The sequence below is a fragment of the Bacillus sp. AFS041924 genome (assembly GCF_002577195.1).
Classification (GTDB): Bacteria; Bacillota; Bacilli; order Bacillales; family Bacillaceae_G; genus Gottfriedia.
Window position 1 is genome coordinate 56,762 of the sequence record NZ_NULG01000024.1, and the last position, 13,840, is coordinate 70,601.

A 13,840-nucleotide genomic window follows, 5' to 3' on the forward strand; every position below is an offset into this window, starting at 1 on the left:
GTTTTACTTCCTTTCAGATATACTCATTAAACTTCTTAGCTCTTCTAATTCCGCTTCTAGTTGGAGTAATCGATCTGCCACTGGGTCAGGTAAATCACAGTGATCGAATTGATTATTTACTCTAATTCCATCTTGAACAACTATCTTACCAGGTATACCAACAACTGTAGTATTATTTGGAACATCCTTTAGTACAACTGAATTTGCACCAATTTTTGCATTTTCTCCGATTGTGATTGATCCTAGAACCTTTGCTCCCGTGGCTACTAGTACCCCACTCAATAAGGTTGGGTGCCGCTTACCCTTTTCCTTCCCAGTTCCACCTAATGTCACCCCTTGATAAATCGTAACATCATCGCCTATCTCACATGTTTCTCCAATAACAACTCCTGCCCCATGATCGATAAAAAATCGTCTACCAATTTTAGCCCCAGGGTGAATCTCAATTCCAGTTAAAAAACGAGCAAATTGTGAAGTACTTCTTGCAATAAAGTACCATTTTTTCCGATAGAAATAATGCGCAAATCGATAAAGCCATAATGCATGTAAGCCAGCATATGTGAGAATTACTTCTAAATAGCTAGTAGCGGCTGGATCTCGTTCAAATATCGTCGCCACATCTTCCTTCATGTACTTTAGCATCTTCATTTCCCCTTAAAGAATTTATTAAAAATTGATTTTTATTATCTCTAGTAAAAATAAAAAGCGTCTCTGTGTAATTAAATACACAGAGACGCTTTAATGCGCGGTTCCACTCTGTTTAGATAAACATAATTTATCTCAACTCATGTAATGTAACGGTTTCCACCGCCCTAGCCTACTAAAAAGAATTTTTCGACTAAGGACTCAAGGGGGCACTTCCATGACTACCGTTAAAATCACTTTCACCAATGTGATTCTCTCTGGGTAACGAGTAGCCATTTACTTTTCCCTATCAACATTTTACCTATATGAATAATACTTATATATATTACAAATTAATCAAAATGTTAACCAATTATTTGTTGTAAACGAGCAATAACTTTTTCTTTTCCTAATAAAGTCATCGCTGCTGGTAATTCTGGACCGTGACATTGGCCAGTTGTAGCAACTCGAATTGGCATAAATAATTTTTTGCCTTTTTGTCCAGTTGACTTTTGAACTGATTTCATTGCAGCTTTAATCGAATCAACTGTAAATTCTTCAGAAGCATTAAGTTCTTCAACTAATGCTGAAAGTACTTCTTTTACTTGTTCTTCAGAAATAACAGCTTGCTCTTCTTCACCGAATGTTAATTGTTCTTTAAAGAACAAGCTTGATAATTCTACGATTTCAGCACCAAAACTCATTTGGTCTTGATATAAAGCAACTAGGTTTGTAACCCACAGATTTTCATCTGCAGTGCGTTCTTCTTTTACATAACCTGCTTTAATTAGATGTGGTAATGAAATTTCTACAACTTTCTCTAATGGTTGCTCTTTAATATATCGATTGTTAATCCATGTTAATTTCTGCTTATCAAACATAGCTGGAGCAGAACTTAAACGGCTAGGATCGAAAATTTTAATAAATTCTTCTTTGCTGAAAATTTCTTCTTCACCAACTGGCGACCAACCAAGAAGTGCAATAAAGTTAAATAACGCTTCTGGTAAGTAACCAAGATTTTGATATTGTTCAATAAATTGTAATACAGATTCATCACGTTTAGAAAGCTTTTTACGATTTTCGTTTACGATTACTGCCATATGACCGAAATCTGGAGCATCCCAGTTTAGTGCACGATATACCATTAATTGTTTAGGCGTATTAGAAATATGTTCTTCTCCGCGAAGTACATGACTAATCTTCATTAATGCATCATCAACTACAACCGCATAGTTATAAGTAGCGATTCCATTCTTTTTAACAAGAACCCAGTCACCGATATCTTTTGATTCAAACTTAATGTTACCACGAACGATATCTTCCCACTCATACGTATCATTTGCTGGTACTGCAAAACGAATAGTGTGCTCTGCACCTGCTGACTCTTTTTTTGCTCGTTCTTCATCTGTTAAATGACGGCATTTTCCGCTATAACGCGTAGTTGGAAGTCCGGAAGCTAATTGCTCTTCACGTTCCGCTGCAAGCTCTTCCTCTGTACAATAACATTTATACGCATGTCCATTTTGAATTAACTCATTAGCATATTGTTTGTAAAGGTCTAGTCTTTCTAGTTGGCGATAAGGGCCGTACTCGCCACCTTTATCTGGACCTTCATTCCAATCAATACCTAACCAATGTAAATATTTAGCTTGGCTTTCTTCGCCGCCTTCAACATTACGCTCTATATCAGTATCTTCAATACGTAATACCATATCGCCGTTAAAATGCTTAGCAAATAAATATACATATAACGCAGTACGTGCATTTCCAATATGTAAATGACCTGTTGGACTAGGTGCATAACGAACTCTTACTCTATTTGACATTTATAGACACTCTCCACTGAATAATTAATATACTTTATTAGTTTAAGCCTTCTTTTGTAACAATACAACTGCTTGGGAAGCAATTCCTTCTTTTCTTCCGGTAAAACCTAATTTTTCAGTTGTTGTTGCTTTTACATTAATACAATCAGATGTTGTTTCAAGCAATCCCGCAATACGCTCTCTCATTCGTTGAATGTATGGTGCCATTTTAGGTGCTTGAGCTATAATCGTGCAATCCACGTTTACTAGCTCATAGCCTTTTTCCTTTACGATCTGAAACACATGCTCAAGTAGCTTTGCAGAGTCAGCATCTTTAAAAGCTGGATCCGTATCAGGGAAATGTCGACCTATATCTCCTTCTCCTATAGCTCCGAGTAATGCATCAGCTATAGTATGTAGAAGCACATCAGCATCAGAATGACCTAATAAACCTAATTCATAAGGGATTTCAATTCCACCAATAATTAATGGACGATTTTCCGCAAAAGCGTGAACATCAAATCCTTGTCCTATTCTAAACATGTAAACACCTTCTAACTTCTATATTGTTCATAAATTGTTTTTGCAAAAAACAAATCTTCTTTAGTTGTCACTTTTATATTGTTATAATCTCCATTTACGACAAAAACTTTACTTCCGTTCCATTCTACTAAGCTTGCATCATCAGTTCCTAAAAAACCATTTTCGATTGCTTTTTGATGCGCTTCTATTAAACACTTGTATGTAAAAGCTTGGGGAGTCTGAACTCCCCATAATGTAGAACGATCAATCGTTTCAATCACTTCATGATTAACAACTTTCTTTATAGTATCCTTCATTGGAACAGCACAGATGACTGCATCGTGCTCGTTCACTTTTTCAAGAATCCGCTCTATTACTGCGTTTGTTACAAAAGGTCTCGCTCCATCGTGTACTAAAATGTAACTTTCAGTATCTTTAATTGAAGCTAGCCCATTATAAACACTTTCTTGTCTCTCTGATCCACCTTTTACAAAGGTAATTTTTTTCTGAATAAAGCTTGGCAAATTTAAAGTTTCAAAGAACTGTTTTTCAGATTCTTTTATCGGTAAAATAATCTCATTACAACGGGGATCTTCGCCAAAAATTTTTAAAGTTAATTCAATAATTGGCAAATTAATTATTTTAAGAAATAATTTATTATATCCCGCACCCATTCGTGAGCCAGAACCCGCTGCTGGAATGATGACCTTATATTGCATTTTACGTTTACCCCTCTAACTTACTTTACTTTTGCAAAAATCATACGACCTGCAGAAGTTTGTAGTACACTCGTAACTACTGTCTCGACTCGTTTTCCAATTGATTCTTTACCATCTTCTACAACGATCATTGTACCATCATCTAAATAAGCAACACCTTGTAGTTTTTCTTTCCCCTCTTTAACTACAAAAGCAGTTAATACTTCTCCAGGTAACACTACTGGTTTAATCGCATTCGCTAGATCATTAATATTCCAAACCTTAATCTGTTGAAGTTCACTTACTTTATTTAAATTAAAGTCATTCGTCACTAAAATACCATTTTTTAATTTAGCAAGCTTTACTAATTTTGCATCTACTTCAGGAACATCTTCAAAATCACCTTCGTAGATCTCTACTTTCATAGCTAGCTCTTTTTGAATTCTATTCAAAATATCTAGTCCTCTTCGTCCCCTATTTCTTTTTAATGTATCGGACGAATCAGCAATGTATTGTAATTCTGCTAAAACAAATTGTGGTATTACAATTGTCCCTTCGATGAACCCAGTCTGACAAATATCAGCAATACGACCATCGATAATAACGCTAGTATCTAAAATTTTAGCTGGTATATCTAATGATGTGTCCTGTTCTTCAGCTGTTTTTTTCTTTGCTGCTCTTGAAGACAAGGTAAATAAACTCAATAACTCTTCTCGTTTTTTAATTCCAACCTGAAACCCTAAATAACCTAATAAAATCGTAACAACTATTTGAATAATTGAAGAAACGTACTGTAATCTAATTGAGTCAATTGGCAATGAAATAAGAAATGCCAGAATAAGTCCAAAAACAAGTCCTAAACTACCAAACAAAATCATTGAAATAGGAGCTTTTAATAATTTCTCCTCAATATACTTGATAAACGTTACTGTTGGATCAACTAACCAAAGCGATAAAATAAAAAAGATCACTGCTCCACTTAAAGCCTGCACATATGAATTATGCAAAATATTAGGCATCTCTGTTTTTAACAGTTTATCTAATAGTGGAAAAAGTACTAAACCTAAAGTACTTCCGACAAAGATATAAATAACTTGAACGATCCTCTTTATCACTTCGCCACCTCCTTTAAATAAATCATGATAAATTATAGTTTATATAAAATACTAATTAACTCTATCTTAGACGAAATAACTTAGTTATGTCTATTGATATACAGTTGCTCCTGAATTCGTTTTAGTCCTTCTTTGATTTTTTTCGCACGAATTTCACCAATTCCATCGACATCATCTAGTTCATCAAGAGTAGCTTTGTAGATCCCTTTAAGGTGCTTAAATCGCTGTGTTAAGTTTTCAATGACTAATGGCGGTAATCTAGAAATTTTCATCAACATTCGATAACCTCTAGGCTCTACCATTTCCTCGAGATTTGTGTTATTTGGATAACCAAGCAATTTAATAATGGCATGATCCTCTAATAATTCTTCATTTGCTAGATCTTGAAGTTTTTGCAAAATACTTTTAGGATCTTGTTCCTTATTATAATGATAATCCTTTATTAAAAGTAATGCCTCCTCCTCAAGGTCCGAAATGATCTCAATTAACTGCAATTCAATCAGTCTTCCTTCATCGCCAAGTTCAATTACATAGTTATTAATTTCATTTTTGATTCGAAGTACCATTTCTACACTATGTAAAACATTTACAACTTCAAATAATGTAACTAACTCTTCAAATTCTAAAATGCTAAGTGAAGTAATCCCTTGATTCCATACAATCTTATATTTTTCAAGAGTTTGAATTGCTTGATTTGCTTTTGTTAAAATTACGCCAATATCTCGCAATGTATACCGTAAGTTACCTTTATATAGAGTAATAACATTACGTCTTTGTGAAATAGCAATGACTAAATTTCCAGTCTGTCTTGATACCCGCTCTGCAGTTCGATGGCGCATACCAGTTTCTTTTGTAAAGATTGATTGATCTGGAATCAATTGTGCATTAGCCAGTAGTATTTTCGACCCAGTTTCATTTAGTATGAGTGCTCCATCCATTTTCGCTAACTCATATAAGCTAGCTGGAGAGAAAGGGTCATTAATATGAAAACCGCCATCGACCATTTCTTTTGTTTCATCATTAAAGCCAAGTACAATTAATCCACCGGTCTGTGCTCTAAGTACATTATCAATGCCATCACGCAATGGTGTACCTGGAGCAATCATCTCTAAAACCGGTAACATTGATTTAGCTTTTTGTTTTTGATCCTCCATCTCTACCCTCCTAACACGTATTTTAATGCTTCGTGCACTGTGTTAATACCTATTATTTCCATTCCTTCAGGAAAACTCCATCCTCCAATATTTTTTGATGGAATAATCGCTCGTTTAAATCCGAGTTTCGCTGCTTCTTGCACTCTTTGTTCGATTCTAGATACTCTTCTGACTTCTCCTGTTAAACCAATTTCACCAATAACAACATCTGTTGGATTAGTAGGTTTATCTTGAAAACTTGAAGCTATACTTACCGCAACAGCTAAGTCTACTGCTGGCTCATCTAACTTCAGTCCTCCAGCAACCTTTAAATAAGCATCTTGATTTTGTAATAATAGTCCCATTCTCTTTTCTAAAACAGCCATTATTAATGATACTCTATTATGATCTATACCCGTTGCCATTCGACGTGCATTACCAAAGCTTGTAGGTGAGACGAGTGCTTGTAATTCAACAAGGACAGGTCTAGTACCTTCCATAGAAGCTACAACAGTAGAACCAGCTACTCCAAAAGGTCGTTCTTCTAAGAATATTTCTGACGGATTTAGGACTTCTACTAATCCTAACTCTTTCATCTCAAAAATACCTGTTTCATTTGTAGATCCAAAACGGTTTTTAACTGCCCTTAATATACGATATGTATGATGTCTTTCACCTTCAAAATATAACACTGCATCTACCATATGTTCTAATAATCGAGGACCAGCAATTGCTCCCTCTTTTGTTACGTGGCCTACTATAAAGATCGGAATACCTCTTGTCTTTGCAATTTTCATTAATTCTGATGTACATTCTCGAACTTGTGACACACTACCTGGTGCAGATGTTACTTCTTGTAAATAGATTGTTTGAATCGAATCGATTACAACAAAATCTGGTGACATCTCATCCATATATCTAGCAATATAAGACAAATCTGTCTCGGATAGTACATATAAATTTTGTGTTGCGACACCTAGTCGCTCTGCTCTTAATTTTATTTGTTTCTGAGATTCTTCACCTGAAACATATAAAACTTTATGATCCTTTTTTGCTAATTGTGAAGAAACCTGTAACAGCATCGTCGACTTTCCAATCCCTGGGTCACCACCGATTAATACTAATGAACCTAATACGATCCCTCCACCTAACACTCGGTTAAATTCTGCGAAAGAAGTTTCGATTCGAGTTTCAGTGCCGATTTCCACTTCCATAATCGAAATTGGTTTTGTCCCTTCTACTGTTGCATTTGTATTAAATGTAAGTCTTCTTGAACTAGCTGGCTGATCATTAAACTCAACCATTGTATTCCATTCGTTACAAGCAGGACATTTCCCGACCCACTTAACTGATTCATATCCACATGATTGACAAACAAATTTAGTTTTCTTTTTAGCCATATGTATAGTACCGTTGCCAAAAACTTATAAAAACCAATTATATTTATAGATTTTGTTTACTTCCCTGTTCTACGTGTTCGATTTTGCCGAAGCTACTCACGTTTGATATAACACTCCAAGGGCGTAAATTCGGATACAACAAATCCTACATATCAGTAATGACGTCTAAGTGTCAGATTACTATTTTATATCGTGACAAGTTGATCGCAGCGTTAAAATCTCGATCTATTTCTTGACCGCAAATTCTCACAACTTGAACACGTTTTAGAAGATGGGAACCACCTATCAGCTTCAACAAATTCAATACCATATTTTTCACATTTGTATTGAACTTGGCGTTTGAATTTACATAAACACTGCTTCGCAATTGCTTTTGAAAGATGCTTATTCTTCATCATTCCCTTGATATTTAATGTTTCCATTACGATGCGATAAGGTTTGTTTTTCACAATTTCGCTCGTTGATTGATGAAGATGATTTAGTCTGATATTTGTCAACCTTCTATGGAGGTGTTGTATCTTCTTTTCGATTTTTAGTATGTTGCTTGTTTTGACGAAACGGTTTCCCTCCTTATTCTTTTCATATTTACGAGAAACTTGACGTTGCAACCTACTTAGGCGTTTCTCTGCCCTTCTAACAGTGCCTGTTTTGTTAATATTTTTCTTCCTAGTGTTATCTGAACAAACGGCTAGCTCTTTAATTCCTACATCAATTCCAAGTGAGACATTCATCAGTTCAACAATTGATTTTGATTCTTCTATTCCGACAGAAAGATACCAGTATTTTCTGTCGTGACTTATTCTTGGATTATAGTATTTTTCAACAGGTATACATTCAGAAACTGCAACCCAACCGACCTTCTCAATCAATACTTTATTTCCAACTACTTTCAATTTCACATTATCGTTATAAAAAGATGGTTTTGATTTTCTTCTACTTTTGAATCGTGGTTTATCTGCTAATCCTTTAAAGAACTTTTTATACACTTCACAAAGATCTTTTATCGCTTGTTTTGTAATATTATTCGATACTTCATACAACCAAGAAAATTTATCAGTTTGTTTTAATGCAGTTAATTCCTTTCTTAATATTCCATCAGAAATAAATTTCCCACCAGTTTTATAACGTTCTTCCTGCTTAGCCAATGCCCAGTTATATGCCCAACGAGCTGTACCAACTGATTTCCATAATTGTATTTCTTGTTCATTAGTTGGTCTTAATCTGATTCTCTTCGCAAAGATCATTGTTTTGTACCAACTTTTAATCGTTTGATTAGTTCCACTTTTCGAATCAAATTTCAACATACTCACCTCATGTACATTTAAACACAATATGGATTTCTAATTAGAACAAATTGTGATACTTTTATAAATTTTAATAGATTAAATTCAACTGTTGTATACCTCTTTTGTTACTATGATTTTCTATATTAATAGAGTATGTATTCTAAGTCTATCCTAACGCTTTTTTGATATAAGAAAAAGGGCTTCACGCCCTTTTTCACAAATTAGATAACTTTACAATTAATTGTTCAATTATTCTTCACAAAAAGGTATGAACTTTGTAATTGCTTATTGATTTACAGTTTCTGCCGCTGATCTAATAATATATTCATTATCCTCTACATCAAGAATAACTTTTCGGCCTTTTTCAACATTACCTTTTAATAATTCTTCAGATAAACGATCCTCTACTTGTTTTTGAATTGCTCTTCTTAACGGACGAGCTCCATATTCGGCATCGAATCCTTCATCAGAAATTTTATCGATTGCTGCATCTGATAATTCTAGCTCAATTTCTTGTTCTTTTAAACGCTTCGTTAAGCTATTAACCATTAAGTGAACAATTTCTTTAATATGTTTCTTCTCTAATGAGTGGAATACAATTGTTTCATCGATACGGTTTAAGAATTCAGGACGGAACGCTTTTTTCAGTTCCTCTAATACTTTTCCTTTCATATCTTTATAATCTTTTTCACCATCATTAATATTGAATCCAACATATTTATTTGTTTTTAAAGCACTTGCTCCAACGTTTGACGTCATGATGACAAGTGTATTTCTAAAGTCAACTGTACGTCCTTTTGAATCAGTTAATCGGCCATCCTCTAATACTTGAAGTAAGATATTAAATACATCTGGATGAGCTTTCTCAATTTCATCTAGTAGAATTACTGAGTAAGGCTTACGTCTAACTTTTTCAGTCAGTTGACCACCTTCATCATATCCAACATATCCTGGAGGCGCACCTACTAAACGAGAAGTTGCGTGTTTTTCCATATACTCTGACATATCAATACGAATCATCGCATCTTCATCACCGAAAATTGTTTCTGCTAGCGCACGTGCTAATTCAGTTTTACCTACCCCTGTTGGTCCTAAGAAAATAAATGAGCCAATTGGGCGTTTTGGATCTTTTAATCCTGCTCTAGCACGTCGTACAGCTTTTGAAACAGCTACTACTGCTTCTTCTTGACCAATCACTCGTTTATGAAGAACACTTTCCATATTTAACAGTTTATCTGCCTCTGTTTGAGCAAGTTTTGTAACTGGGATATTCGTCCATGATGACACTACATTTGCTATGTCTTCTACAGTTACCTCAGAGTTTTCTTTGCCTTGTTTTTCTTTCCATTGGCGTTTCGTATCTTCTAGTTGCTCACGTAATCTTTGTTCTGAGTCTCTTAATGATGCCGCTTTTTCAAATTCTTGACTTTGAACAGCTGCATCTTTTTCTTTACGGACTTCTTCTAATTTCAATTCTAGTTCTTTTAAATTTGGCGGAGTTGTAAAGCTACGTAGACGTACTTTCGATCCTGCCTCATCAATAACATCGATTGCTTTATCTGGTAAGAATCGGTCTGTAATATATCGATCAGATAATTTTACAGCCTCGATAATTGCTTGATCTGAAATTGATACTCTATGATGTGCCTCGTAACGGTCACGTAAACCTTGTAGGATAAGAATAGACTCTTCTACACTCGGTTGATCAACTTGAATAGGTTGGAAACGACGCTCTAGTGCAGCATCCTTTTCGATATATTTACGATATTCATCAATTGTTGTTGCACCGATACATTGTAGTTCTCCACGTGCTAATGATGGCTTCAAGATGTTTGATGCATCAATTGCACCTTCTGCTCCACCTGCACCGATTAATGTATGAAGTTCGTCGATGAAAAGAATAATATTGCCAGCTTGGCGAATTTCATCCATTACTTTTTTCAGACGATCTTCAAATTCACCACGGTACTTAGTTCCAGCTACTACAGTACCCATATCCAGTGTCATTACTCGTTTATCTCTTAGAATTTCCGGCACTTCATTATTAACAATTTGTTGAGCTAAGCCTTCAGCAATAGCTGTTTTACCTACACCAGGTTCACCAATTAAAACTGGATTATTTTTAGTACGACGACTTAACACTTCAATAACTCGTTGAATTTCTTTACTACGACCGATTACTGGGTCTAATCGTCCTTCTCTAGCCGATACTGTTAAATCACGAGCTAAACTGTCTAATGTTGGTGTATTTGCTTGGTTAGCAGATCCATTTTGATGATTAGACGAACTTTCATTACTACCTAGCAATTGAAGGACTTGTTGACGAGCTTTATTTAAGCTAACACCAAGATTATTTAATACTCTTGCTGCTACACCTTCTCCTTCTCGAATTAATCCTAATAGGATATGTTCTGTTCCTACATATGAATGCCCTAATTTACGAGCCTCATCCATCGATAATTCAATCACTTTTTTAGCTCTAGGAGTGTAATGTACTGTTTGAGCAACTCCTTGGCCGCGCCCTATTAATGTTTCTACTTCTTGCTGTACTTTTTCTGGACTTAGTCCAAGTGCAAGTAATGCTTTAGCTGCAATACCTTCTCCTTCTCGAACAAGTCCTAGTAAAATATGTTCTGTACCTATATTTGAGTGTCCAATTCGAATTGCCTCTTCTTGAGAAAGAGCTAATACTTTTTGAGCACGTTCTGTAAATCGACCAAACATCATAATTGGTTCCTCCCATATAATTAGTTATTTTTATTAGATAGTCTTTCGCGTATTAGTGATGCTCTTTTAATATCCCTTTCCTCGGGAGTAAGTTGATCACCTACGTACTGTTGTAAAATACCTGGCTGAGTTAATATCATTAATTCATTTAAAAAGTTTTTAGATAAACCATCAATCAAACCTAGGTCAATCCCTAACTGTACATCTGATAAACACTTAGCACTTTCTTTTGTTTCTATTATTCTGCCGTATTTCAATGTACCAAGTGAACGAAAGATTCGATCTTCTAAATGAATTAAAGAAGTTTTTGCGAGTGCGTCTCTAGCTGATTTTTCATGTTTGATCAATTGCTGTACAATTGTCGTTAAGTCTTCTATTATTTCTTCTTCCGATTTCCCTAATGTAATTTGATTTGAAATCTGAAAGATATTACCTAATGCTTCGCTACCTTCACCGTAAATTCCTCTTACAACTAAACCAAGTTGATTGATAGTAGGAATTAATCGATTAAATTGTTTCGTTATGACTAATGCCGGAAGATGCATCATCACTGAGGCCCTTAATCCGGTACCAACATTTGTGGGGCAGCTTGTTAAATAACCTATTGTTTCATCAAAAGCATATTCAAGCTGACTCTCTATATAATTATCAATATGATTCGCTTGAGTAAGTGCTTTTCTAAGTTGTAAACCAGGATATAGAGCTTGAATTCTTAAATGGTCCTCTTCATTGATCATAATGCTAATTTGTTCGTCCAAAGAAAGTATACAAGCACCATGCACTGACTCTTGAACTAAATTAGGACTTATTAAGTGTTTTTCAATTAATACTCTTTTCTCTACTGGTTCTAACTTATTAATTTCAATATATTCAAAAGGTCCGTTTGGTAAAGCTGTACTACCTTCAAAATAATGTTTAACTAAATGACAAATTTCTTTAGCCTTGTCTTGACTAAGTAATATTGGATACAAATACGCACTAAAGTTTCTTGCTAGCCTAATGCGGCTACTTAAAACGATATCGTCATCTGGACCCTCTTGCTTCATCCATGGACTGATGGCTTCATTAATAATTCGCTTAATAGACATTTAATTTACTCCACCTCCTTTTGAAGGGCTTGTAAATCTTTTTCAATATCACGTATTTCATCCCGTATCTTAATTGCCTGCTCAAAATCTTCAGTATCAATAAAATGTTTCATTTGAGATTTCAAGTCTTGTAGCTTCCTTTTCATAGAAATAGCCCCATTAATCTTTTGAGGTATTTTCCCTGTATGCGATACATTACCGCTATGAATCCTTTTAACAACTGGCTTCATCTGATCCATGAAGGTTTCATAGCAAGTAGAACAACCTAGACGTCCAATTTTAGTAAACTTTTGAAAAGTCATCTTACATCTAGGACATTCCATTTGTGAATCATGATGAAATTTATTTTTCTTCATTTCATAAATACCAGTATTACCTTTAAACAATCCAGCTAACAAATCATTTACAGAATAACCACCTATTTCAGAAAAAATATATTTATTGTTAGATTCATTTGAGCATTTCTCACATAAGTGTATATCTGTTTTTTCACCATTTATAATTTTAGAATAGTGTAATGTTGCCGGACGCTCTTGACATTCTTGACAAATCATTATTGGCAACCTCCATATTCTATTTATATTTTAAACTTCTTAGCATTGCATTGAACATTCTTGCTCTCAACTCATCTCGATAAGGTAAATTAACCATTATTACTGAACGATCTAATACACTTAACATCATTTTTGCTTCACGCTGAGTAATGACATTTTTTTCAAGTAGTAGACGAATATAGTCCTCCGAACTAGACTGTGCAATATTATTCGTAAAGCTATTTAATATTTGATCAATTACACTCGCTTTATCATGAAATTGCACTTTAATAATTCGAATATAACCTCCACCACCACGTTTACTTTCTACTACATATCCTCTTTCTAGTGTAAATCTAGTATTAATTACATAATTTATTTGAGAAGGTACGCAGTCGAATTTATTCGCTATTTCACTTCTTTTTATCTCGACATAATCTTTTTCGGATATGTCAAAGTAGTGCATTAGATATTGTTCAATGATATCTGAAATGTTTTTCATCTATTTACCACCTTTACTGACTTTGACTATCTTTGACTATTATTATATTCCTTTCATGAAAAATTTCAACTATTATCTCTTTATCATTTTTTCCAAACCGTACAGCTCTTAATCTTTTTTCGCACATTAAGAAATGGATAAATTGGTAACGGAGAGGAAAAATTAATCTAGTTTCCAATATTAGCTATTAAGTATAAGCGCATCTACTGCTTTGTTTAAAACCCGCTAATCAGCGAATTTTCTTTATCAGTAATCAGTATATATATATATATGTTAAACAATTCTTTTAAGAAGCTTTTTTTCCTCTATACTTTTATTAAAAAACCACTAACTTGGTCACTTTTCTTTTAGATAACAAAAAAACATCAGCCAAATAGCTGATGTTTTTTTACCAGGCGACGTTCTAC

11 protein-coding genes, 1 pseudogene and 1 other annotated feature are annotated in these 13,840 nt (G+C 34.4%); all 12 genes and pseudogenes read right to left on the minus strand.

Annotated elements, in window-relative coordinates; genetic code table 11:
• Positions 1-3: 3 nt before the first annotated feature.
• The 12 genes and pseudogenes from cysE to COC46_RS08780 all read right to left on the minus strand — a co-directional run bounded on the left by cysE (position 4) and on the right by COC46_RS08780 (position 13,433).
• Positions 4-642 carry a serine O-acetyltransferase gene (gene cysE / locus COC46_RS08725; RefSeq protein ID WP_098809329.1) on the minus strand — a complete coding sequence of 213 codons (639 nt, stop codon included), beginning with the start codon at positions 640-642 and terminating at the stop codon, positions 4-6.
• A gap of 84 nt (positions 643-726) precedes the next feature.
• Positions 727-947: a binding site (T-box leader), on the minus strand.
• A gap of 42 nt (positions 948-989) precedes the next feature.
• On the minus strand, positions 990-2,450 hold the full coding sequence (gene gltX / locus COC46_RS08730) for a glutamate--tRNA ligase (RefSeq protein WP_098809330.1): 1,461 nt from the start codon (positions 2,448-2,450) through the stop codon (positions 990-992).
• 42 nt (positions 2,451-2,492) lie between these two features.
• The gene (gene ispF / locus COC46_RS08735; protein ID WP_098809331.1) at positions 2,493-2,972 is read right to left on the minus strand and encodes a 2-C-methyl-D-erythritol 2,4-cyclodiphosphate synthase; all 480 of its coding nucleotides are present in this window, start codon (positions 2,970-2,972) and stop codon (positions 2,493-2,495) included.
• An 11-nt stretch (positions 2,973-2,983) separates the two neighbouring features.
• Positions 2,984-3,670, minus strand: a complete 687-nt coding sequence (gene ispD / locus COC46_RS08740) for a 2-C-methyl-D-erythritol 4-phosphate cytidylyltransferase (protein ID WP_098809332.1) — start codon at positions 3,668-3,670, stop codon at positions 2,984-2,986.
• Between the two features lie 20 nt (positions 3,671-3,690).
• A complete protein-coding gene (locus tag COC46_RS08745; RefSeq protein ID WP_098809333.1) occupies positions 3,691-4,764 on the minus strand; it encodes a PIN/TRAM domain-containing protein in 1,074 nt (357 codons plus the stop codon).
• A gap of 80 nt (positions 4,765-4,844) precedes the next feature.
• The gene (disA, locus tag COC46_RS08750; RefSeq protein ID WP_098809334.1) at positions 4,845-5,918 is read right to left on the minus strand and encodes a DNA integrity scanning diadenylate cyclase DisA; all 1,074 of its coding nucleotides are present in this window, start codon (positions 5,916-5,918) and stop codon (positions 4,845-4,847) included.
• Between the two features lie 2 nt (positions 5,919-5,920).
• Positions 5,921-7,297 carry a DNA repair protein RadA gene (radA, locus tag COC46_RS08755; protein WP_098809335.1) on the minus strand — a complete coding sequence of 459 codons (1,377 nt, stop codon included), beginning with the start codon at positions 7,295-7,297 and terminating at the stop codon, positions 5,921-5,923.
• A 172-nt stretch (positions 7,298-7,469) separates the two neighbouring features.
• Positions 7,470-8,541: pseudogene (locus COC46_RS08760) on the minus strand (RNA-guided endonuclease InsQ/TnpB family protein).
• 327 nt (positions 8,542-8,868) lie between these two features.
• A complete protein-coding gene (clpC, locus tag COC46_RS08765) occupies positions 8,869-11,310 on the minus strand; it encodes an ATP-dependent protease ATP-binding subunit ClpC (protein WP_098809336.1) in 2,442 nt (813 codons plus the stop codon).
• A 20-nt stretch (positions 11,311-11,330) separates the two neighbouring features.
• On the minus strand, positions 11,331-12,398 hold the full coding sequence (mcsB, locus tag COC46_RS08770; protein ID WP_098809337.1) for a protein-arginine kinase McsB: 1,068 nt from the start codon (positions 12,396-12,398) through the stop codon (positions 11,331-11,333).
• 5 nt (positions 12,399-12,403) lie between these two features.
• Positions 12,404-12,952 carry a protein-arginine kinase activator protein McsA gene (gene mcsA, locus COC46_RS08775; RefSeq protein ID WP_098809338.1) on the minus strand — a complete coding sequence of 183 codons (549 nt, stop codon included), beginning with the start codon at positions 12,950-12,952 and terminating at the stop codon, positions 12,404-12,406.
• A gap of 19 nt (positions 12,953-12,971) precedes the next feature.
• Positions 12,972-13,433, minus strand: coding sequence for a CtsR family transcriptional regulator (locus COC46_RS08780; protein WP_098809339.1), 462 nt, complete (start codon positions 13,431-13,433; stop codon positions 12,972-12,974).
• Between the last annotated feature and the right edge of the window lie 407 nt (positions 13,434-13,840).